The organism is Methylomonas sp., assembly GCF_023228165.1.
Taxonomy (GTDB): Bacteria; Pseudomonadota; Gammaproteobacteria; order Methylococcales; family Methylomonadaceae; genus Methylomonas.
The window spans coordinates 208,892-232,616 of record NZ_JALOBS010000001.1 but is presented as its reverse complement, the minus strand read 5'-3'; the positions used below and the strand labels follow the sequence as shown (position 1 = coordinate 232,616).

Sequence of the window (23,725 nt, the reverse complement as noted above, 5' to 3'; positions counted from 1 at the left end):
GCGCACTCGCGGCACATAGCCGCCAGTCGTTACCTTAAGACAGTAGAAAGAGAAGCAGCATGGCGGATAATCGAGTTGTGATTAAAATAAATTATGACAAAGACAAACAAAGAAAGGCGCTCATCGACCCTAAAATGGTGACGGTTTGGCATACTGGACGCATATTATTAGCCGTCTTTATATTACTGATTTTGATGATTGGGGTGATTTATATGTTCTCAGGCAATGATGCCGATGAGAATAAACGCCAGACTGATGAGATTATTAACTCACCCGAAGTTACTCTGCCTGAAACGCCGAAAATTGTAAAACAGGAGTTGCCGAAAGCCGTAGCGCCAATTCCTGTTCATGAAAGTGATACCAAGAATGTGGCCGTTGTCAAACGGCCGCCCGCTATTATTTATGATAAAAGGGTTATCAGGGCTTCTATTAATAGCGCACCTAAAAACAATGAGCCGGGGGATCCGATTAAACAACCGGTTGTGTTGGGTCAAAACGAGGCTAAGGAATTATTTTATTTTAGCCAAATTAAAAACCTGATAGGTCATACTTTATTTCATGCCTGGTATAAAGATGGCCAATTGATTATAAAAAAGCAGTTTGATGTAAAAAACAACCACGCCAGGCTTATTTCCAGCAGAAAGTTAACGGCTCGGGATGTGGGCGAATGGCAGGTGGTGTTAATGGATAAGAAAGGCAAGAAGTTCAGTGAAGCTAATTACTCGGTTAATCGTTAAATTAGGTGTTTATTATTAATTGATTTGAAGTTACAATTAAATTGCATTTTTTGATTTAACGAGGAACACATGACTGACTTTAATAATTTATCCGAGACTGAAATACAAGCACTTATTGACAATGCCGAGAAAGCTTTAAAAGAAAAGCAATCCAGTAAACGTAAGGAAGTGGTTGCGAAAATTAAAGAATTGGCAGCCTCCATTGGCGTTACCGTGGAGTTAGTCGAAGGCGATAAAAAAGTCGAGAGAAAAACCGGTAAAGTAGCCGCCAAGTATCGTAATCCGGCAGACGCATCGCAAACCTGGACCGGCCGTGGGCTGGCGCCAAAATGGATGCAGGATTTATTGGCTGCGGGGCGTAATAAGTCTGAGTTTGAGATTAAGTAATCTCAAACGGCATACTAAGCTGTTCCACCCAGTCTTTTAGATGCTTGACCGCCCAGTCCGAGTCGTCGAGCGTCAGATCATGACCAGCCCAGGGATGCGACTTTAATTGCAGTTGCCATTCGGTTTGAATGGCAACCGAACAGGCCGGGGCAACCAAGCGGTCTCCCCGGCTACTTAACAATAACAGCGGTACATCCGGGTTATGTTTTTCCGGTCGGTATCCGGCCGCGGCGATCAGCTGTCTGACGGTATTACCAAGTGTTACAGGCCGTTCGGTCTGAATTCGAGCCCATTCCGAGGCTATTACTTGGTCCTGGCTCCGTCGATTGGCTACGCAGCGGATAATAGTCAATTCTTTATGGAAGCAAGTCGGTTGCAGCAGTAGTTTAAAAAAGATCGGATAGCTTTGCCAGCGCAGCCGCTGATAAAAAGGGCTTAAACTCGCCATACTGGTATTGATCAAGGTGGCCGCGCAAATTTCGTTTTGGTGTTTCAATATCCATTCCCAGGCAACCATGCCGCCCAACGATAAGCCGACGATAGTCAGGGGTTGATTTAGCAAACCTTCGGTTAATGCCTGTTGTCTGACAGACTCCATGATGGCATTAATGGTAGCAGGGCTGGTCTCTTGAAAACGCCTGCCGGTGCCGGGTAAATCCAGCGTATGAATACTAGCCCGGGGAAATTGGGCTTGCAACAAAGGCAAAAATTCTCCCCAATGTGCCGCTTCCCGGGACAGTCCACGCAGCAATAACCAGTTTTCGCCAATCTGCTTAGGCATACCAAAGCGCCAGGGCTTGTTGTTTATGCTGACTCAATTGTGTTTCATCCAGCTGCGTCCATTGTTTGGGATACAGCAGGCTGCGGTACAAAAAATCGAATAAGGTGATATGCCGGCGCAGTATGCGCTGCTGCCGATGTGGCAACAATGGATGGAATAAACCGTGGCGTTGGAATAAATGCAACGGACTCTTGCGTAACCAAAGCCAGGAGCCCATTTCCAAAGTCAGCGGCAGGAATTGCTTGTGTTCTGAATTCGTCTGCATAAAACCATCGTACAAATAATCCCATAAATCACCGTTGATGACATATTCCTGACTCATGGGTTCTATTTTATAAATATGATGGGGGTAGCAGTTGTCGAAACTTTGTTTTAAGGCATGCGCTTCGGCAATGCCGGGGAAGGGTTTTCTGCAGGAAGCATAGGGAAACCATAGCCGGTCTTGTATGCCAAACCCGGAATGTAAATCCAAAGCAATCGATAGCGGAGCGTTATAAACGTATTTTTGGATAACTTGACAAAGGGCTTGTGCTTCGCTTTCCATTTGCGTCGTGTCGCCACGGTACCAGGGCAGCCGTGGGCTGACTCGGTGACCGCTGTAGAGTTTGGTATTGCCCGCGCCTTCTATGGGGGCGTTGCGCATTAAATCGACGCCGTTGCCATTGGAACGGGTGCCTCGATACACGCCAATCGGATTGACTATAGGGATAAACACCAACCGCGATCTTTCCAGTCGATCAGCAAATTCTTCGTCCCATTCCAACAGCTGGATGATGGTTTGTAAATACGACAGAATGACTTCCGAGCCGATTTTCTCCAAGCCGTGCACGCCGCCCGTAAACGCCAAAACCGGTACGTCTTCCCGCATGGAGCCAAGCACAACACTGTAGATGGGAAAGGAATGATTTTTATATTGAACGCGGCTGACTACGTTGGTCTGCGCCCGATCACCCAATTGGGCAATCAGCGCTTCCAATTGCGCCAGTTCCGCAAAAATTGGCTCAGGCATATTAAAACTTAATGCAAAAGTGTAGTTTCGATATAGCGTTGGCGCTTTTTAGGGGCGATTTTATCGATTTCCACCATAATCAGACTATCGATACAGTTGTTGAAATCGGGGTCGATATTGAAGTCAATGAAATGGCAGCCTTTGTCCACGCATAACTCGACATATTGTTTATATAGCGTGGGTACTTTGACGCCCAGTTTGCGGAGTTCGCTATTTAATATCTTAAAACTGGTGGAATAATCGCTATTGAATTCCTGCGCCACAAATTGCTGGCATTGTTCGGAAATGACAAACGGGGTTTTGGCGGTGGCTGGCGGCAATTCGGAACCGAATTGCTGCTTGTAAAAACCGATGATCAGTTCCTTGGCCAATTGAGGGTAAGCGTTGCTGATACTCACCGGGCCGAACAGATATTTGATATCCGGTTGCTCGCGTAAATAGGCGCCAATGCCATACCAAAGATATTCCAGGCTATGCTGGCCCCAATAACGCGGCTGTACAAAGCTGCGGCCCAATTCCAGGCTATTAGGCAGCAGGGCGGCAAATTCGGTATGTAAATCAAACAACGTATTACTGTAAAAACCTTCGATACCATGGCTCTGCACGATTTTCGGTCCTTCGCCGATCCGGTATGCACCAACGATTTCCAGGGCGTAGTCGTCCCACAGCACTATATGGCTATAGTAAATGTCGAACTTGTCTAAATCCAGAGCCAGTCCTGTACCTTCTTCCACGGTTCTAAAGGTCAATTCCCGCAAGCGGGCTATTTCCTGCATGACCGGACAATCGTCCTGAAATTGGTATAGGAAAATTTTCTTGCCGTCGCGGGTTTCACCTAACAGGCGCGATTGAAACAAGGCTTTTTTGATGGCCTTGGTGTCGGGGGGATGCACCACGGTGGCTACCGTATCGAACAACAAGGGCTTATGCTTTTTCCCCAGATTTAACACATGTTTCCGAAATCGTTGACTGAGTTGTTTGTTGGTTTGCTCGCTTTCCGCGAACACGCTAAACGGAATCGGGGCGCCGACCACGAATTTGATTTCCTGGTCTTTTTTATTAAACATTTCCTTGACCAAAAGCATGGTTCCCAGCGGTTTATAGAGTGTGGACATGCTGTAAAACATGGCTGAATTCTTGGCCTTGATATGGATAGGCAGGATAGGGCAGTGGGCTTTTTTAGCCAGTTTGACGAAACCGTTTTGCCATTTGCCGTCGCGTATGCCCTTGGGGGTGATACGGGACACTTCGCCGGCCGGAAATATAATCACGGCTTCTTCGTTTTCTAGCGCATCCAGCATGGCTTTATAGCTGTCTTTTAACGACTTTTTGTCCGATAACACATCGACCGGTAAAAAAATCGATTGTAGCGGTTCCATGTGCGACAAAACCCGATTGGCGACAATGCGCACATCCGGCCTGACCGAGCGGATCAATTTAACCAGCGCCAGTCCATCCAAGGTACCGATGGGATGATTGGCGACGATTAATATGCGGCCTTCGGACGGAATGTTGCTAAATGACTGGTTACTGACCTGATAATGAAAATTGAAGTAATTCAGTAATTTGTCGAGAAATGCGTAGCCGCGCAAATGGCGGTTTTTGTTGATGACGTCATTGAAATCGTCTTCGTGTAGCAGTTTTTTCAGGGCTTTAACGGCCAGTTGGTTGTGCTTGCCCAAATTAAAATCCGGGTAGGTTTCCTGCAGAATGCGCTCGGCATCAATCATTGATGTTGATCCAGTAAATTAGAAAGTCCAGAGTGAAGCGATCCATGGCTGCAAAAACAACGCCGCTTCAATGGATACAGCCTAATTCGGAAACATGACAGGAATATGACGAAACATGCGGTGGTATGCCAATAGGCGGGATATCAATCGGTATCGATTTCGTAATTCAGTTTAACCCGTTGCGAGGTGCCGGTTTGGGTTTCCAGATTAATGGTTTTAGTGAGTTTATGTTTTAGCACCAGGGTGGCTTGTTTATTGAAAATGCCGACTTTAGTGCCAACATAAAAATCAGGGGTTAAATATTGGCCGACCGTTAATAAAGTGTCCTGCAGGGTTTTGCCCTGCTTCACATCAAATTCGTCCACTCCGAGTTTGTCGGTTAGCCAGGATAATTGCCCGGCACCGTAGGATAACGCCGCGCTGGCTACCATGTTGCTATCTCCTTTGCTGACTTGGTTGAGCGGCGAACCGGTGATCAGATAAGCCAATGCGTCGGCTTCCGGTAACGCAGGCTGCGAGGAAATACGGGTTTTGGGATTTTCCAAAGGGCCCGTGATGTTTAATATGGCTGTGACGGTTTGGTCTTTGGAAACACGAATGGCTTCCACATCCAGCCAGGGGGCCGCGACCGGGCCATTAAACAAAAATCTGCCCTTGCGTATAGTCAGGTCCTGGCCATAGCTTTCATAACGGCCTTTTTGCATATCGACCGCACCATGCATATTGGTGTTATCGCCGGAACGGCTGACTTTCACGCGACCTGCCAAGCCCGTATCCAGACCCAGGCCCGAGAAGTGAACCTGCTTACCCAGGATAATCTCGATATCGGCGTCCACGCCAATACTTGCAGGCGTTGGTTGGGCCTTGTCGGTTTCACCCAGGATTTTTTCATCTTCGCTGACTGTCACCGCATTTTCGGGGATTTCCTGCAAGGTGATGATGGCCTTGGGTATAGTCAGCTGGCCGGTTAGCTTTCCGCCCGACTCGGTCGCCGCTAAATGTAAATCAGGGCTGATATCCACCTGTGCTTCGGAGAGCTTGGCGACCTCGAAATCCTCGCCTTTTATTGAAATATCCGCGGTGCCGTTCAAGCCAACGCTGCCGTTCAGGCTTAGCTGGCCCTGTCCGGATTTAACGACACCGCTGATTTGCATTTGCTCTCCGCTACTATCGGCGTTCACTACTTGTAGATTAATGTGATGTAACGCAATGCCCAGTCTGCCGATTTCAGTGGCGCCTTGGCTGAGATTAAGCGAACCGGTGGTAATGGGGTGAGCCAGGCTACCGTTAACGGCAAGATCGGCTTTGATTTGACCTTGGGTTTGGGCTAAATCCGCTACCAGCACATCGACCAAGGCCATATCCCGCCAAGACGCATTAATTTTTCCGGCCAAGGTCTGACGCGGTCCGGTATCGGCTTGCAATTCGGCGCTCAAGTAATCCTGATTCAGCAGCCGCAAATCAAGATTCGCCGACAGTTTTTCGCCTTTAATTTCGCCTTTAAGGCTAGAGGCGGCGAAAGGCAGCTTCAGGCGTGTTTGGGCAGCGTTATAGTCGATACTGCTATTGGCTGGAATGTTGATTTGATAGTGGCCGGCCAGCGGTTGTATCTGCCGCAAGTCCGCGGCAAAGTCGATGCGGCCGTTAAATTGCACGCTTTCACTTGTATCTGGCGTTAGAAAAACAGGCTTTACCGCACCGCGAATATCGATGTGTTTTGACCTGCCGCCGCTGGCTAGGGCGTGTAATTCCAGATCGTGGAAACCCATGGTGGTATCAGTCAACTCAACTATTCCGCCGGTCAAGTCTAGGTTGCCGCTAAGGTTGGGGGCGCGCGGATTGCCGCTTAGATCCAAATCAGCATTCAATTGCCCCGCCAGCTTGGCAAGTTGCGGTGCAAAAGGTTGCACCAACGCCCAGTTGTTCACCGATGCTGTGATATGGCCCGATTGTATTTGCGCCGAGCGGATATCGTATTGGAGTTCCGCGCGCACAACATCGCTGTCCAGCAGGCGGATATCCGTTTTGGCTTCCAGCTGGTTGTTTTTTAAATGGCCGGTTAGTTTCATGCCGCCCAAATTCAGTTCGCTACTGTTTTTTGTGCTTTTAACTAACAGTTTGCTGTTGTTTGGTAACTTAAACTGGTATTTGCCGGTCAAAAGGCCGTTTAGTTGCCGAATGTCTAGGTCTGCATTGATATGGCTTTTAAGTTGCACCTGTTCGGGTAAATAGGTATTGAATAGCTTGGTTGGTAAGGCCTTGGCGGTGAGTTGAGCGGTGAAATCCGTATTGGCTTGATAGTTGCCTGCTACGCATAACGACGCTTGGTGTTGGGTTAGGCAGGTGTCAGCTACAGTCAGATCGAAACCGTCATTTGTTCGAGTGGCTTGAATTCCGGCGGGACGGGGCAATTGCCATTTACCCCAATCGGGACTAGCCAAGCTGAATTTACTTAAATTCGCTTGCCAGTCTTTATCGTTGACGCTGCCGGTGAGGGTGCTTGCCAAAGAGACGTTGGGACCGCGAAGTTCCAGATTAAGTTGATGTTGTTTTAAGCGCCCCGAGCCCTCCAGCGCCAGCATATCCAGAGCGATACCCGCCGTTTTGATCTGCTTGGCGTGCAGTTGTATTTTGGAGGTGTTGTCGTGGTTGGGTTGGTAGTCGATGTCGATTGCCAGCTGGCCAATTGTGTGTTCCGCAAACCGCAGACTATTGCCTTTAGCCTGAAATACCAGTTGCGGGTTTTGCCAGTTGCCCCGCAGATGGCCCGAACCTTTAAAACCGCCGGACAAGCCCGGCCATAATTCGGCCATTTTAGGGGTGTTGATATCGAAACTAAGATTCGATGCGTTGTCGGCTATTTGGCCGTTAGCGCTGATATGGTTGCGGCCCGAGTGGATGGCGAGATCGTCTATAGTCAAGCTGTCGTCGGCATAGGCTATTTTACCATTGGCCTTGATGGGCTTACCGCGCAATTGCCCGCTCAGCGATTCGAGTGTGATTTTTGCCTGGCTGCCGGTATCGTCCGTTTTTGCTTGGATATGGCTGTCAAAGGTCAGTCTGCCGGGCAAGTCGGGCAGGAAGATGGCCGGATTAAAGTTTTTACCTCTGGCATTTAAATCCAGCAACGTGCCGGTTCGCCAATCGAGATTACCGGTCACTAGCAAGGAGCCGGCGGAGGATGCGAGGCGTAAATCCGCTATATCCAGCGTTTGAGTAGTCCCTTTGCCGGTGAATTGCAATTTGGCGTCCGGTAAATAGTCTTGCGTCAGAGGGCCCGCCAAGCTCAACTGATAATCGTCCAACACACCATTGATTTCAAACCCCCCTTGGGCACTACTGAATTGCGGTTTGTCGCCTTTCAGCGGCCAGCGCAATTGTTGCCAATCGCCGCGCAACGTGATGACAGGTTGGCGTTGTAGCTGGTTGATAGTACCCTGCAAACTCAGCTTGAACGGCGATTGTTGGCTGCTGTCCAGTTGTAATTGATCTGCATTGCCGGTAATTTTGGTTTCGGATTGCCAGTGGCCGTACTCCTCGCTGTCGATCTGCCAATGGCTGGTTAGGGTATAAGGAAAGCCCTGGCCGAGGGTGATCTGTCCGATTAACTCGATACTGAGCGGGCTGGCATCCAAACTGAAGGTCTTGATGTCGAGACGGTTTTGCTCGGTCAAGGCGGAAAGTTTAAGTTGTTGTAAACGGTAATCGGTTTCGCCGTCCTGATAATGCAGATTGGTAATCGACAGATTTTCCAGTATCAGCTGCAACGGCAAGCCCAAATCGGCTTGCCAGTCAAAGTTGCCGGGTTCGGAAGGCTGGGTTTGTTTGATGACGATAGTGATGCCATCCAGGCTAATGTCGATGAGTTTTACGGTGCCGGTCAATAATTGCGCGGGTTGCCAGCTAAAGCTGAGTTGAGCTATTTCGACCAATTCGGTGTCTGTTTCATAATGCAATTGCTGCAAGTTGATCCGGTTCAACAAGTTACCGTCAATTTGCGCCAAACTGGTTTGGGCGGGCAGGCCGGCCAAAATGCGTTGTACCAGCCAGCGGCTGCCGGATGTGCTGTTCAGTAATGTAAAAATGCCGATCGGCAACAGCAGAATAATTGCCAAAACGAGGAAAGCCAGACGTTTTTTCATAAGCGGGTGCCGGCGGCAAAATGAAATTGAAACGATGAATCGGATTCGCTGAGCGGAACGGCCACGTCGACCCGGATTAAACCGATCGGCGAATACCAACGCGCGCCCAAACCGGCGCCGGCCTTTATTTCGATATTATCCAAGTTATAGGCATTGCCGCCGTCGATAAACGCTGCCACTCCCCAGTCGTCCAAAATGGATTGTTCGTATTCAATGCTGACCACGCTAAGAAAACGGCCGCCGATCACGTGGCCTTGTGCATCCTTGGGGCCCAGTTCTTTATACGAATAGCCGCGTATGCTGTTCATGCCGCCGGCATAATAACGGTAGCTGGTCGGTAATTTATCGAAATTATCCACGAGGGTGGCGCCTTGTTCCGCGCGCGTGATGATACGGGCCTGCCAGGGAAGCGGATGCGTCCAAACCGCCGCTATCGAACCCTGCGCCATGCTGATGTCGGAGATGGGGTTTTTATAGCTGCCGGTCAGGTTGAGTTCCAGCCGGTAGCCGCGGGTAGGGCGTAGCGGATTGTCCGCCACCGAGCGCAACCAACTACCGCCGGGTAACAGCAGCAGCGTGCTGTCTTTTTTCGAGTCGGCGGTAAAACTTTCATATACGGAATCCACGAACAAGGTTTGTTTCCAGCCGCTATCGAAGGCGTGTTTTAAACGTGCCGATAGCTTGCCGGACAAGGATTTATAGCTATCGGTGTCTTCGCGTTTCAGACCGCCGCCAAAGCTGAAAAAATCGCTGACCGGGTTTTCCAGCGGCACGCTGTATTCAGCCGTTGCGGTGGATAATACCGGCGACAGGTCAATATCGGCATTGAAAAAATGACCCCGACGGTTGAGCCGGCGATTCATATAAGACGCGGCCAGTAACGGCCCCTTATCCGTGTCGTAACCCAAGCCAAAGCTGTAATGGTGGGTCTTTTTGGGATAGAGCTTCAAGCTGATGGGCACCCGATTTTGCTTGATTTGTTCCAGTTCAGGATGAATATCCACCATCTCAAAATAACCGCTTTTCGATAAAGTGTTATGTGTTTTCGCCAATTGAGTGCTGGTGTAATATGCGTCGGGTTCGACGCTAATAAATTTTTGTACAAAGTCGGGGTCAAGGATGTCCTGATCGATGTCGATATCGCCGAAAAACACCCGCTGGCCCGCATCGTATACTAAACGGATTTGTGCAGTGTTTTGCGGCTTGTTTACGAGTAAGGTTTTTTCCAGAAAACGGCCTTCGAAATAGCCGCGTTCCATGGCCATAGATTCTATCCGGCTTTTCATGGATTCATAGCGGCCGTGATTCAGGCCCATGCCGACGTCGCTGCGTAGCTTCTCGCACAGCTTGTTAAATTTTTCGTCCTTGTCGGCATCACCTTCCAATACGATTTCTATACTGTCCACAATGATTTGCGGGCCGCTGTGTATATCAAATTGCGCATGCCAACATCTGTCGTCGAATTGCAGTTGTTTAGTGTTGACGGCATGGTAATAGCCCAGGGCGCGCAGGGCTAAGTCAATTTCCTGAGCGGCTTTGACGAATAGCTGACCTATTTTCCATTCGGGACTGTCGCAGGCTTCTTGCTCCAAAGACAGGGTGAGTTTTACATTGGTTTCAGCTTCGTCGGATAAACCCGAGAGGTTGACTTCCGCCACAGCAGGCAAAGAAGAACAAAGTAAGATTATTAAACCTGTTAGGCGAATTAGTCGCTGAATGATGTGCATGTGTTGTGTGGATTGATTACATATCGCAGTCTGACATTAACTTTCTCACGGTGGTTCAGCGCTTTCAATCTCTTGAATTTCAGGCGCGACCTCACTCATCTTTATATCGAATTTAGAACCTTCTTTCGTCATCACTTCTACCATGATATGCCGTAAACGCAATTCGGTAGGTAAGGTGTTGGGCGGCGGAGGTAGTTTGGATTCTATGCCGCCGACTTGTTTCGCCGAAAATGCGTGCGGGCTGCGCACCACAATACGAACAAGATTTTTGCCGTCCTCCTGATTGATTCTGGCTTCGCTCATATAAGCGCCTGGATAGCGTTTGATTTCTTGCCGTAAGGCTTTACGGACGTTGGTTTCATAAAGTATTTGCGTGATTACCATCTTGGTGTTGGCGCCTAACGCGGTAAACAACAAGCCAATCAGTAAAAAACTGACAGCATTGAGCCAAACTACTTTTTTATTGCGATAAAACCTGTCCAGGGATTGATGGAATCCGGCTAGCCATAAAACGATAGACGACGAAAATTGTATGGCAACGATATTTGCAAATGCCAGTAAGTAGGCGCCACCGGCGTTATCCCATTCGCCACGGGCGGCAAAAATAGTGCCGGTACAAAGCGGCGGTACTAAAGCGGTAGCAATGGCTACGCCCACTACGGCGTTGACGATACGCGGCGAAATAACCGCATACGCGCCGACAGCTCCACCCGCTAAAGCAATCATTAAATCCAGATAATTAGGATGAGTACGACCTAATAGCTCCTTACCTGCCGGGATTTCGGTATGTATTAAACCGACGACCAACGCACATAAAACTACAATGCCAATCCCGCCGCCCAGCGACAGCAGGGACTGCCGGAACAATAGAGAATCGCCATCCACCAAAGCTAACGATACGCCCGCGATTGGGCTCAACAGCATGGCGACCAGCATGGCGCCGATTACGCCGGACGAGCTGTCGGCTAACAAGGCATAGGAAGCAATGATCGCCGCTAGCGCATTCATAATAATAAATGCCTTGTCGAATTGCGCATTGCGGGCAATTTCGGTTCTAGCGACTTGAATTTCCATTATTCGCGTTTCCGGGTTTTGTTTAAATCCAAACATTATCAACAAGTAAGGTTAGATAAAGGCTTGCAAAAAATTAAAAGCTTGGTATTATTAATCAACGTTCAATTATTTGTACGGCTTTCCTGGCTTATTGAAAACACTACTTCGGTTCAACAGTTGAGCCGGCAATGATCCATAAGCTTTTTTAACTAAACCACATAGGGTGTTGCTATGAAAAGAAACATTAATTTACATTTCGTTGTTATGTCAGGTGTGTTGCTTGCTATGAGTAGCCTGGTTGGTTGCTCCAGTCAGCCTACCGTAGGCGAGCGTATGATTCAACAAAGTTCCGGTACTGCGGTTCTGGGCGAGCAGTGGGAGGCGGGTTCCAAAAAAGTCGCGAAAGGCGAAAAATTAATCAAGGACGGCAATGCGTTAATCAAAGACGCTCGCGATGATATGCGCAAAGGAGAAGACAAAGTCAGTGACGGCCAGGCATTGGTGGAGGAAGGCCGTAAGCAAATGACGGAAAGCGAGCGTCAATATCAATTGCGCTTCCCAAACACCAAATAATGGAGCCTTCCAAATACTTTTAAATTTATCCGCCGAGGTGGTAAAAGCCACCTCGGCCTCTGATCAATACAAAGTTCTACAAGGAGTTAGTCTTTTAAATTGACTGTATTCCGGGTCTAAACCGTAGTTATTGCATATAATGGCCGCTCGATTTTCCAATCGCTAGCTTCTAGTTGAGGTTATACCCCAGCAGTATTGGAAAAAAGTGAAATTTAAGCTTCCTCGTCTATTATCGGAACAGCGTGTTTGCTCATTAACGGCAAGCATTGACGATTCCCTCATTAAACAGCCATTTTAAGCAATTCAAAACTATGCCTCTTGCTGCTACATCGATAAAAATTCGTTTATTATCGTTTCTATCCGCATTACCTATCCGATTTCCCTGGTTAGTGCTGTTACTGTTTACGCTGCTGAGTGTTGGTAGTGTAATTTACACGCGTGAACATTTGGGTATTAATACTAATACCAGTGATTTGTTATCGCAGGATTTACCGTTTATCAAGATACGGGCCCAGTTAGACAAAGCTTTTCCGCAGGATGCTTCAGCCATTATTGTGGTGGTGGAATCGCCGACACCGGAGCAAACCTCCGAAGCGGCACGGTTTATTGAAGCACATTTGCAAGCCCAAAAAAGCTTGTTTGATTCGGCCTATATTCCGGTCGATAACGCGTTTTTTCGCCAACAAGGTTTTCTTTACCTGAGTCTTGACGAGTTGGAAACGCTGTCCGATAAAATGGTGGATGCTCAGCCGTTTATTGGCTATTTATCCGCGCATTATCACTTTGCCGGTTTAATGGACATCATTGACTTGGCCCTGCAAGGGCAGGAACAGGATTTGGCCATGCCGCAGGAGCCGTTGTTGAATGCCATAGACCAGTCTATGCTAGCTGTTAAGGCAGGACAAACGCATTATCTTTCCTGGCAGCAGCTATTGACCGAAAAAAGCTTCGGTGACGACCAAACCCGGCGCTTGGTGATTACCCGCGTACATCTGGACTTCAAACAATTGATGCCGGCCAGCAAGCCCATGCAATATTTGCGTGAATTGGCCGACAGCATGGCTGAACAGTTTCCGGGTGTGAGCTTGAGTTTTACCGGTGAAGTCGCCTTGGAACATGAAGAGGTGGAAACCGTAAACAAAGACATGATCATCTCTAGTATCGTTTCTTTGTTTCTGGTCTGTTCAGCGTTATGGATAGGTTTGCGTTCGTTACGTTTATTGTTGGTGACCGTTATAGCATTGATTGTCGGTTTGATGTTAACCGCCGGTTTTGCCGCTTTATCGGTAGGGCATTTGAATCTAATCTCGGTGGCGTTCGCGGTACTTTATATCGGTTTGGGCGTGGATTTTGCCACCCATCTATGTTTGCGTTATCAGGAATACCGCCAACAAAGCCTGTCTACCGAGCAAGCTATATTAAGCAGTATGAAGACTGTTGGCCGCTCCTTGTTTTTATGCGCGTTAACTACGGCGATCGGTTTTTTTGCCTTTATTCCAACCGACTTCAAAGGTGTGTCGGAGTTAGGTATTATCTCCGGCGGCGGAATTTTTATCGGTTTGCTGGTCTCTTTAAGTTTGTTGCCGGCATTATTAAAACTGTTGCCAATTAAACCGTTACCCGCCAACGGCAAGACCTTATTACCTCTGTGGGTTTATCTATTTCCGTTTCGTCATGCTAAGGGTATTTTGATTGCCGCCGTATTGTTGGCCTTGCTGGCGGGTGCGGAGTTAACGCAATTAAGTTTCGATTCCAACCCGATCAATATACGAGATCCCAATACCCAGTCCGTCATCGCGTTTAAAAAATTATTGCGTAGCCAAACCGATTCGCCGTTTGCGACATCGGCATTAACCGACAGTCTGGCGCATGCTAACGAGTTAGCGACTCGATTCGCTAAATTACCTAGTGTATATGAAACTATTACGCTGAGTAGCTTGGTGCCGGAGCAACAGGAAGAAAAGCTTGAGATCATCGATAATCTCAATCTGATCATGCCGGTACAGTTGAACCGATTTACCGAAAAACCGGAAAAATCGGATTTACGGGCGGCGTTACTTAAGTTGCAGGGCACCCTGCAAAAAGCGATCGAGCAGCCTGTGCAGTCGGTTGATATAACGGTGCTGCAGAAGCTGTATCAGGATGTGGGGGCGTTTCTGCTCTACGCCGACGCACAGCACAATTCGGCCGATATATACGCCCGCTTGGAGGATAGTGTGCTGAGGTTGTTGCCGCATACCATGTTGATGCTGCGCGACGGTCTGTCCGCCACTGAATTCGGAATTGACGATCTCCCACAGGAAGTGAAGTCGCAATGGGTGAGTGCGGATGGTGTATATAGGGTGTTGGTGTTACCCAAGCAGGATTTGAATAACCCGGAATATTTGAAGCAATTCGTGAAGGATATTTTGGACACCTATCCTAAATCATTCGGCTTGCCGATTGGCGATGTGACTTCCGGTCAAGCCATAGTCGATGCATTTATCGAAGCGTTCTCAGGTGCGTTGGTGATGATTGTGCTGTTGTTATTGGTCGTCACGCGCTGTTTAAAAACCACTGTTTTAGTGGTAACTCCCTTGTTATTGGCGGCATTGCTGACCGGGGCCTGCAATGTGCTGCTGCATAACCCGTTTAATTTCGCCAATATCATTGTTTTACCGTTATTGCTTGGCATGGGAGTCGATAGTGGTATTCACATCGTGCATAGGCTTCGACACCAGGAAATTCAAAATCAGTTATTGCAAACCAGTGCCGCGCGCGGCGTGTTTTATAGCGCCTTGACGACTTTATGCAGCTTTTCTAGCCTGGCGTTCAATACTCATGCCGGTACCGCAAGCATGGGTTTACTGTTAGCGATCGGTATTTCGTTGATGATCGTGTGCAGCATGCTGGTATTGCCGGCCATGGCGACTAAAATCGGTTACAAATGAAGCATGAAAACGTAGCTGCGTTACAAAACAGACTGAATTACTAACGCTGATATATCGATAGGAAGTCGATGCTTTTTTAATCCAATAAACTAGATTGGCTCGGTAATTTGCGCGGCGGGCGACTTGCCGACGGGGCTGGTCGTGGCGCCGGCGCTGATTCCGGAAACCATTGCCTTTTTCCTTATTGCCGGTGTCGATCCTAAGGTCGGTTTATATGGGGCGTTATGTATCGCGGTAATTTCGGCGGTCGTGCGCTGCAGGTCGGGTATGATTTCCGCGGCAACCGGGGCGATGGCTCTGTTGATGGTGATCTCGGTCAAGGAATACGGCCTGCAATATTTGCTGGCGGCCAGTCTGTTGACCGGTATACTGCAACTGATTGGCGGTTACCTGAAATTGGGTAGTTTAATGGGCTTTGTGTCCCGCTCGGTGGTGACCGGGTTTGTCAATACCTTGGCTATCCTGATTTTCATGGCCCAGGTGCCCGAATTAACCCATGTCAGCTAGCCTGTCTATGCGATGACGGCAGCCGGTCTTGGCATTATTTACCTGTTTCCTTAGCTGCCGGTCATTGGGAGATTGTTGCCTTCGTCGTTGTATGCATCGTCTCGATGACAGCGGTAGCGGTGGTTTTTGGGCTTGATATTCGCGTCGTGGGTGACATGGGCGAGTTGCCCGATACTTTACTGGTGTTCAGTCGCAAGTGCCATTGAACCAGGAAACCTTGCAAATCATCGCACCGTATTCAGTACCGCTGGCCGCAGTGGGTTTGCTGGCGTCCTTGATGACAGCCACCGTCATCGATGAACTGTTGGATACCGGTAGCGACAAAAGCGGGGAATGCAAAGGTCAGGGGTTGGCCTATCTCGGTGCCGGGTTACTGGGAGGCATGGTCGGCCAGTCGGTAATCAATATCAAATCCGCTGGGCGAGGGCGCTTGTCTACTGTATTCGCGGATTGTTTATTGTTGATGATGGTGGTGGTATTTCTGGATGAATGGATTTCCAGGATACCCATGGCTACTTTAGTAGCGGTGATGATCATGGTATCGATAGGCACTTTTAGCTGGCGTCCTTGTGTTTCGCCGCGAAGTGGCGCAGGTGGAGTTGCTCGGGCTCAATGCAGCCAGCAACACCATCGTCGGCCGGTTCGACATACACGATAATTCCGAAGAAATTGAAAAAGTCATGGGAGGCCACTAATGCAGGTTCAAAACAATACGGTACTGGCTTGCGTGGATGGCTCCGGCTTAATGCCGGCGGTGTGCGATTACGCAGCCTGGATTGCGCAACGGGTCAATGCGCCATTAACGCTAATGCATAGCATCGATCATCATCCGGAAACGGCTAGCACGCTGGATTTGTCAGGCAATATTGGTGTGGATAGCCAGGATCAATTATTGCACGACATCGTTGCGCTGGAATTGGCGCAAAACAAGCTCAAGTTGCAGCAAGGTAAATTGATCATGCGGGCCGCCCAACAAAGGGTCGAGCGGGCGGGCATCGTTAAGCCGGATTTACATCAACGCCATGGCAGCTTGGTGGAGTCTTTAATAGAGCTGGAAGAATATTTGCGGGTGCTGGTAATTGGTGTGCGCGGTAAAGTGCACGAACATCAACCCGATAAAATCGGTGCCAAGCTTGAGTCTATTATTCGCTCATTGCATAAGCCGATTTTAGTGGTTAATGGCGCGTTTAAGGTACCGGAGCGTATCATGATTGCTTATGACGGCAGTAAAGCCGCGGACAAAGCCGTGGATATGGTCGCCAGCAGTCCGCTTTATCGCGATTTGTTGTGCCACTTGGTATGCGTCAATCAGGATGACCATGGCGGTGTGCTGCTGGAAAAGGCCGCTAATACGTTGAAGCAGGAATCTGGGTTAAAACTGATCAGCCAAAAACTCAGCGGTAATCCCGAGCAGGCCTTGTGCGAGTACCAAAACCGGTTTGATATCGATTTGACCATTATGGGCGCTTTCAGTCATACCCGCGTCCATGACCTTTTACTCGGTAGTTTCACCGTGAAAATGCTCGCCCAGAGTCACAAGTCGCTATTGTTACTGCGTTAACGATTGGTTTTATTCACCCAGCTACGCCCTAAACCTGTTAAAGCTCACAATGGTTATCTGCGTGGCCGGACAGGTCTAATGTTTGATCATTGGACGCGTTTAAGTGAATAAATGCCTCATAAACAGATAATCAATAACTATCCTTGATTGAGCATAGTTATTTTTATTCAGCAGGTATATATTTACTTTGACGAGCAAAATGACATTCCTGAAACGCCGCTTTCCGGTTATCTTCGCCTACCTTCACCCCGTAGCCCATTATCTGCGAATGCTGTCTTTTGCGCTGATGCGCGAAATGGACGCTGGCGGACTAAAAGAACGTGCCAAGAGTCTAGTGTATACCAGTTTACTGTCATTGGCGCCGCTGTTGGCCGTGAGCTTTTCCATTCTTAAAGGTTTCGGTGTGCATAATCAGGTTGAACCTTTACTGTCGAAGTTTCTGGAACCCTTAGGTGAAAAAGGCGCGGAAATTACGGACAACGTAATCTTTTTTGTGGAAAACATCAAAGTAGGCGTATTAGGTTTTCTGGGGTTTTTGTTGCTGTTTTACACGGCGATATCCTTGCTGGCGCAAATTGAAGATTGTTTTAATCATATTTGGCGGGTAACTAAGCCACGGTCGATATATCGGCGTTTTACCGATTATCTGAGCGTGATATTGATTGGCCCGGTTTTTTTGTTTTCCGCGCTGGGCATTACGGCTTCGATGGGGAATTCTGAAGTGGTGAGAGGTTTGATACAAATGCAACCCTTCGGAACCGCGTATTACATGATCGGGCTGGTCTTACCTTATCTGTTGATCGTTGCCGCCTTTAGTTTTGCCTATGCATTTATTCCGAATAGCAAAATCAAACTGGTTCCGGCTTTAATCGGTGGCCTGGTGGCCGGTTTGGCATGGAAGACCACCGGTGTGTTGTTTGCGCGTTTTATTGCTAATTCCGCCCAGTACAGCGCGATTTACTCCGGTTTTGCGGTGATTTTGTTGGCCATGATCTGGCTATATATCAGTTGGCTGATTTTGTTGATGGGTAGCGTGATTGTGTTTCATATCCAGTATCCACGCTACTTGCACTATGCTAAACGCCGTCCGCATTTGAGTATTCAATGTCAGGAAAGATTGGCTGTATTGCTGATGGCGCTGATAGGACAACAACAGCTAAAAGGCGGCGAAGTCTTTACCTTAAAGCATCTGGCGGATGCCGTGAATGTGCCTTGGGAAGCCGTGGCGGATATTTTGCTTTGCCTGCAACAAAGTGGCTTGTTGATGACGCTAGAAGAAGATTCGCGTTTTGTGCTGGCCCATGATACCGATGCCATTTTTTTGCGCGATATCGTGCAGGCTATTCGTTCGGCTGGCGATACGCCCAAAATTGCCGCCACGCAAATCGAGGCCAGCCCCGCCATGCAAAATACGCTACAGGAATTGGCGCAGCATAGCACGAATTTTTTACAGGACCGCAGTTTGAGAGACATACTTTGGGAAGCAAAAAGCGGCGTGGAAACATGAACATTCATTTCACAAATCAAGCGGGCATTCCGTGGATGAGATACTTGCTGTTCATTTTACTGTGTGCCATATCTGCCGCGCAGGCTCAAATTGCTTTACCGGGACTAAGCGAATCCACGGCTAAGGCAAGCACTGAAAATAGTAATTCGGCTTCGTTGAATCAACCGCCAAATCCCCTCGATTTGGCAGTCGGCTGGTGGCGTTATTTCGATGTCGATTCCGTCCGGTTAAAGCAACGCATTGATTGGACCAGCGATTCGCTGAAAAAACAAAATGCCGATGAATCATCCGATATCGCGGCAGAGATAGCCGATCTGATCGAGTATCTGCAACGGTATCGCGAATTGCGCGACAAGCCCAGCCCGGAGCCGGCCGCGACTTTGGACATCCAAACCGTCTATAGCTTACGGCAATGGCTGGATATGGTACGGAAGCGGCAAAGTCTGCAAGCCGATTTACAATCCGAGACAGACGAATTAAGGCTGGATGACAAGCGTCAAAACGTAGCGCGGCGACACCTCGATACGCTGATGGCGGCCTATTTGGAGCTTTCGGAGCAGGCTAAGGATAAATCCAGGCAAGGCGTGCGGGTTATGTCCGCATGGGCTCAGTGGGTTTTAGAGCGAGAAAGGTTGCGTTTGAAAAGGGCGGTATTGGCTGTCAACGATATGCAACTGGCGCAATTAATCAAGGAAATCAGAACGGCCCGCGGCCGGATCGTGGTTAGTGACCAAGACATAGAGCAATTAAAAAAAGATATCAAGGTCGCGGAACAAGGCCATGTGAATGCGCGAGAAAACCTGACTCAGTTAGTAGCCGTGGTTGAGGTCGAAAGCCTGGATACCGATGAGGGCGCCGCGCGCTCGTTACTGTCCAAACAGCGCGTCATTCACGCCAGTATCAAAGAAGCCGTGGCTGATGCATTGCTGTCCCGCAAGCACATGGAATATCTGTTGATGCAGATGTTGCGAACCGATAATGGCGATGAATTAAATAAGTTCAAAACCGAATTGCAGGCCCATCTGGATAATATCAAGAAGATTGACGATAAGTTGATTGGTTGGCAGGAAAAGGTTGAATACGATCAAGGTCGGGCCGGAAAATCGCTGGCGACCCTATTTGTCAGCACGGAAAAACAGAATAGCGACGTGGTGATTTTGACCCAGAAGCGCTTAACCGAAGTACAAAATACCCTGCTGTCGCTGCAGCGTCTGGATAGTGAAATTTATGATGCAAAGTTAATTGCGGATAGGGCGGATGCGCTGGCGGCAGATAAGCAAGGAGCTTTGGTTACCGGGCTGGCGAATGTCAAAATCTCCACGGTCAAAGTTTGGGAAATATTTTGGGATCATATGGAGGGCAGTCTTTTTAAGATAGGCGAAACACCGGTGACGCTGCTGGGTATTCTGCGGGTAGTGTTGGTTATTACCTTGGCTTGGGCGCTTTCGCATTTTGTACGTAGGGGCTTGACCCATCTTAGCGAGCGCCAGGGCGGCAGTTTGACCTATTTATACACCCTGGGACGCTTGGCGCATTATCTGATCTTGATCATCGGTATCAGCATCGGTCTGTCCAGTATCGGCGTCGATCTCAGTAACTTTGCATTAATCGCCGGTGCGTTGAGTTTAGGGGTGGGTTTTGGCTTGCAGGCTATTGTCAGTAATTTCGTATCCGGGCTGATTGTGCTGTTTGAGCGTAGTTTGCGCATTGGTGATTTTGTGGAGCTATCGACCGGCTTGGCGGGCGAGGTCAAAGCCATCAATGTACGAAGTACCCTGGTGACAACCACGGATATGGTGGATATTCTGGTTCCGAATTCCGAGTTCGTGAACGGCCAGGTCATTAACTGGACGTTGACAGACGCCTCTCGGCGGATTCACATCCCTTTTGGGGTCGCCTATGGCAGTGACAAGGATGTTGTCAGAAAGGCCGCTCTGGAAGCGGCGCAAAACACACCGCATACCCTAAAAAACAAGACAAACCGCGAACCGGAAGTATGGTTGATTAATTTCGGCGATAGCAGTCTGGATTTTGAATTGGTGGTTTGGGTGCAGCCGCAAGCGGTGAAAAGGCCGCAACGAGTCAGAGCGGCTTATTATTGGGAACTGGAAACCGCGTTACGAAAATACGGGATAGAGATTCCGTTTCCGCAACGCGACTTGCATATCCGCAACGGTTTGCAAGTCGCCGAATCTCCGACTGCTCCGGCTTTGGCGCCTGATAACCAGTCAAAGCCGGATTAAGCCAATTACTCTTGGTTTTTGCCGCGTCTAGAGGTGGAACCTACTCGTTTTTTGCTTTTATCCTTTTTAACCAAATTAGGGTCATATTTGGAAATATTCAAAGGTTTGCCGACAACCCGAACCCTTTTTAAGGCCTGAAACAGGTCTTTCGGCATGCCGGCAGGTAATTCCACTGTGCTGTAATTTTCTTCGATTTTGATGCGGGCGATATGGTCGCCGTCAATGCCGGTTTCGTTGGCGATGGCGCCGACGATATTGCCGGGTTTGACGCCGTCACTATGGCCGACCTCGATGCGAAACAGATCCATTTCCACGGTGCCGGTTCTGCCGCGCTCGCGTTTGGGGCCACGCTCACGGTCATGGTCTTTACCCCGCGCCTTGTCATCCGCATCTTTGCGTGGTTTTTTAGAGACCTCTTTCATTAATAAAGGCGTATCGCCTTGCAGCAACTTAGCCAGTGCGGCGGCAATGTCAACGGCTGGTACGTCGTGTTCAACCTGATACTGATTGATCAGCTGGTTGTAAAAGCTGAGTTCTTCGGCGCCCAAAGTGTCGGTAATACGTTGTTTGAAGCGATTCACGCGGGCATTATTGATAAACTCGGTCGAAGGTAACTGCATTTCTTCGACTTTCTGTTTAGTGGCTTGTTCAATATTGGCCAGTAAACGTTTTTCACGCGGCGAAACGAATAAAATCGCATCGCCGGTACGACCGGCGCGACCGGTGCGGCCGATGCGGTGTACATAGGATTCGGTATCGTAAGGGATATCGTAATTAACCACGTGGGTGATGCGGTCGACATCAAGACCTCGGGCGGCTACATCCGTGGCGATCAGAATATCCAACTTGCCGCTCTTAAGGTTTTCTATGGCGCGTTCACGCAGGGCTTGCGACATATCGCCGTTAATTGCCGACGCCGAGAAGCCGCGGGCTTCCAGTTTTTCGGCTACTTCGATAGTAGCGGTTTTGGTTCTAACAAAAATGATCATGCCATCGAAGTTTTCGGCTTCCAGAATACGGGTCAAGGCATCCATTTTATGCAAGCCGCTGACAAACCAGTAACGCTGGCGAATGTTTGCCGCGGTTGTGGTTTTAACTTTGATAGTGACTTGTTCCGGATTACTCAAATATTTTTGGGCAATCTTGCGAATTTCGGTGGGCATGGTGGCTGAAAATAATGCCGTTTGCCGAGTCGATGGCGTTTGTTCCAGGATCCATTCCACGTCGTCGATAAAGCCCATGCGCAACATTTCGTCCGCTTCGTCCAGAACCAGGGTTTTCAATTGATCCAGCTTTAAAGTACCTCGGCGCATATGGTCCATGACCCGACCCGGCGTGCCTACCACGACGTGGGCGCCGCGATTTAATTGACGCAATTGAATGGAGTAATCCTGGCCGCCGTATATCGGCAGTACGTGAAAGCCTTTGATGTGGGCGGCATAGCTTTGAAATGCCTCGGCAACTTGAATGGCCAGCTCCCGGGTAGGCGCTAATACCAGGGCTTGCGGATCTTTTTGTTTAATGTCGATGCGAGTCAGTATCGGCATGGCAAAGGCAGCGGTTTTGCCGGTGCCTGTTTGCGCCTGCCCAAGTACGTCGCGGCCAGCCATGACGAAAGGAATGATTTGCGCCTGAATGGGAGAGGGTGTTTCGTAACCGATGGTTTGCAGCGCTTTCAAAACCGGTTCGGATAGTGCTAAATCTTTGAAGGACGGCGTGGCGGTGGGGGTGTCTGACATTAAATATACCTGTAGAGAATAAAGAGAACTGTCTGCGGACGGCAGGCAATACTGGCATTGTACCGTAAAATTACGGCACAATGCTTAACTTATTGATAATTTGGGTAAAACGAGGATGTTATTGCAAGGCTTTGCCTTTGGCGTAATGTAGGCAAATAAACAGGAAAAACTGTGCGCCGAAAATAAGATTAGCCATTAACAGGTGTATGGGTTGGGCAAAGGCCGGGAAACCCAGACGGTCCAGACTCACCCCGGCCAAAATGGCCGTCACGATCAGACCAGTTAGCGCATAAGCCACTTTAAGCAACAGGCTGTTCTTTTCGACATTTATATGAATCGTCCAGGCCAGCCAGAGGTTGGTGAATAAAATGATGGCGGAAAAAGAACGATGGACGTAGAAAATGATGGGAAAACTGTCTCGCCAGTACTGGCGGTCGATATAGCTGTGTTGGTGCGCTATATAATCGACCGATTCTCTGACTTGGGTACCCATCGCCACCTGTAACAAGGTCATGGCCATGGCAATTTTTAATATTAATGTAAAACGCGGATTTACCCAGTTGGCATCGATAGCCGTTAGCAGTGTTTGCTGCGAACGGCTGATCGCGTAAATTAATAAAGCCACGATGAACAATGCCACCAGCATGTGCAGCGTAATCATGAAAGGTTTTAAGTTGCTGGCGACCACGGCTGATCCCAGCCAGCCTTGAAATCCCACCAATAAAAATGCCGATATCGCCAGATAGAACGTGGTTTTATCGGTTTTTATGTATATGCGCGACGACCAGGCGGTGAGGAAAATCAAAAACCCGATAGTAACCCCCACCAATCGATTGGTGTATTCGGTCCAGGTTTTTATGAGGTTGAACGTGGTATTTTCGTAACCGCGCGCGGCATATATTTCGTGATAATTGCTCGGTAGTTGCGATTCGTCGGTCGGTGGCACCCACTGTCCGAAGCAGGTGGGCCAATCCGGGCAACCCATGCCGGCACCGGAGGCGCGCACAATGCCGCCGACCAGGATGACGAAATAAACCGCGAAAATAGTCAGTGTACCCAGTTTACGGAAACGGGCTGCAGCGTGTGAATCAATCATTAT

Annotated in this window: 15 protein-coding genes and 1 pseudogene; 8 read left to right on the top strand and 8 right to left on the bottom strand. The window is 48.9% G+C overall.

The window, feature by feature from the left end; translation table 11 throughout:
* The first annotated feature begins 59 nt into the window (after positions 1–59).
* Together M0R33_RS01000 and M0R33_RS00995 are read left to right on the top strand one after the other, a co-directional pair.
* The gene (locus M0R33_RS01000; protein ID WP_292563706.1) at positions 60–737 is read left to right on the top strand and encodes a DUF2914 domain-containing protein; all 678 of its coding nucleotides are present in this window, start codon (positions 60–62) and stop codon (positions 735–737) included.
* Positions 738–806: 69 nt separating this feature from the next.
* Positions 807–1,124, top strand: coding sequence for an H-NS histone family protein (locus M0R33_RS00995; RefSeq protein WP_292563703.1), 318 nt, complete (start codon positions 807–809; stop codon positions 1,122–1,124).
* Here the strand turns inward: M0R33_RS00995 and M0R33_RS00990 are convergent.
* The 6 genes from M0R33_RS00990 to M0R33_RS00965 all read right to left on the bottom strand — a co-directional run bounded on the left by M0R33_RS00990 (position 1,117) and on the right by M0R33_RS00965 (position 11,587).
* A complete protein-coding gene (locus M0R33_RS00990) occupies positions 1,117–1,905 on the bottom strand; it encodes an alpha/beta hydrolase (protein ID WP_292563700.1) in 789 nt (262 codons plus the stop codon). The genes M0R33_RS00995 and M0R33_RS00990 overlap by 8 nt on opposite strands.
* On the bottom strand, positions 1,898–2,914 hold the full coding sequence (locus M0R33_RS00985; protein WP_292563697.1) for a M14 family zinc carboxypeptidase: 1,017 nt from the start codon (positions 2,912–2,914) through the stop codon (positions 1,898–1,900). Before M0R33_RS00985 ends, M0R33_RS00990 begins: the two co-directional genes overlap by 8 nt.
* A gap of 8 nt (positions 2,915–2,922) precedes the next feature.
* Complete coding sequence (locus M0R33_RS00980; protein ID WP_292563694.1) at positions 2,923–4,644, bottom strand: lysophospholipid acyltransferase family protein; 1,722 nt, start codon at positions 4,642–4,644, stop codon at positions 2,923–2,925.
* 143 nt (positions 4,645–4,787) lie between these two features.
* A complete protein-coding gene (locus tag M0R33_RS00975; RefSeq protein WP_292563691.1) occupies positions 4,788–8,786 on the bottom strand; it encodes a translocation/assembly module TamB domain-containing protein in 3,999 nt (1,332 codons plus the stop codon).
* Positions 8,783–10,444 (bottom strand): outer membrane protein assembly factor, encoded by a 1,662-nt coding sequence (locus M0R33_RS00970; RefSeq protein WP_292563688.1) that lies wholly within the window; start codon positions 10,442–10,444, stop codon positions 8,783–8,785. The genes M0R33_RS00975 and M0R33_RS00970 overlap by 4 nt, the downstream gene beginning before the upstream one ends.
* 114 nt (positions 10,445–10,558) lie before the next feature.
* Positions 10,559–11,587 (bottom strand): DUF389 domain-containing protein, encoded by a 1,029-nt coding sequence (locus M0R33_RS00965; RefSeq protein WP_292563686.1) that lies wholly within the window; start codon positions 11,585–11,587, stop codon positions 10,559–10,561.
* A gap of 210 nt (positions 11,588–11,797) precedes the next feature.
* Here M0R33_RS00965 and M0R33_RS00960 point away from each other — a divergent pair, with 210 nt between their 5' ends.
* The 6 genes and pseudogenes from M0R33_RS00960 to M0R33_RS00935 all read left to right on the top strand — a co-directional run bounded on the left by M0R33_RS00960 (position 11,798) and on the right by M0R33_RS00935 (position 20,887).
* Positions 11,798–12,139, top strand: a complete 342-nt coding sequence (locus M0R33_RS00960) for a hypothetical protein (protein WP_292563681.1) — start codon at positions 11,798–11,800, stop codon at positions 12,137–12,139.
* A 311-nt stretch (positions 12,140–12,450) separates the two neighbouring features.
* Positions 12,451–15,069, top strand: coding sequence for an MMPL family transporter (locus tag M0R33_RS00955; RefSeq protein WP_292563678.1), 2,619 nt, complete (start codon positions 12,451–12,453; stop codon positions 15,067–15,069).
* 107 nt (positions 15,070–15,176) lie between these two features.
* A pseudogene (locus M0R33_RS00950) lies at positions 15,177–16,271 on the top strand (SulP family inorganic anion transporter).
* The gene (locus tag M0R33_RS00945; protein ID WP_292563675.1) at positions 16,271–17,137 is read left to right on the top strand and encodes a universal stress protein; all 867 of its coding nucleotides are present in this window, start codon (positions 16,271–16,273) and stop codon (positions 17,135–17,137) included. The pseudogene M0R33_RS00950 and the gene M0R33_RS00945 overlap by 1 nt, the downstream one beginning before the upstream one ends.
* 199 nt (positions 17,138–17,336) lie before the next feature.
* Positions 17,337–18,644: a YhjD/YihY/BrkB family envelope integrity protein gene (locus M0R33_RS00940; RefSeq protein WP_292563672.1), complete on the top strand. Its 1,308-nt coding sequence runs from the start codon at positions 17,337–17,339 to the stop codon at positions 18,642–18,644.
* On the top strand, positions 18,641–20,887 hold the full coding sequence (locus M0R33_RS00935) for a mechanosensitive ion channel domain-containing protein (RefSeq protein WP_292563669.1): 2,247 nt from the start codon (positions 18,641–18,643) through the stop codon (positions 20,885–20,887). The genes M0R33_RS00940 and M0R33_RS00935 overlap by 4 nt, the downstream gene beginning before the upstream one ends.
* Positions 20,888–20,892: 5 nt before the next feature.
* Here the strand turns inward: M0R33_RS00935 and M0R33_RS00930 are convergent, their stop codons facing one another.
* Both M0R33_RS00930 and M0R33_RS00925 read right to left on the bottom strand, forming a co-directional pair.
* On the bottom strand, positions 20,893–22,626 hold the full coding sequence (locus M0R33_RS00930) for a DEAD/DEAH box helicase (RefSeq protein WP_292563666.1): 1,734 nt from the start codon (positions 22,624–22,626) through the stop codon (positions 20,893–20,895).
* 118 nt (positions 22,627–22,744) lie between these two features.
* Complete coding sequence (locus M0R33_RS00925) at positions 22,745–23,722, bottom strand: COX15/CtaA family protein (protein ID WP_292563661.1); 978 nt, start codon at positions 23,720–23,722, stop codon at positions 22,745–22,747.
* Between the last annotated feature and the right edge of the window lie 3 nt (positions 23,723–23,725).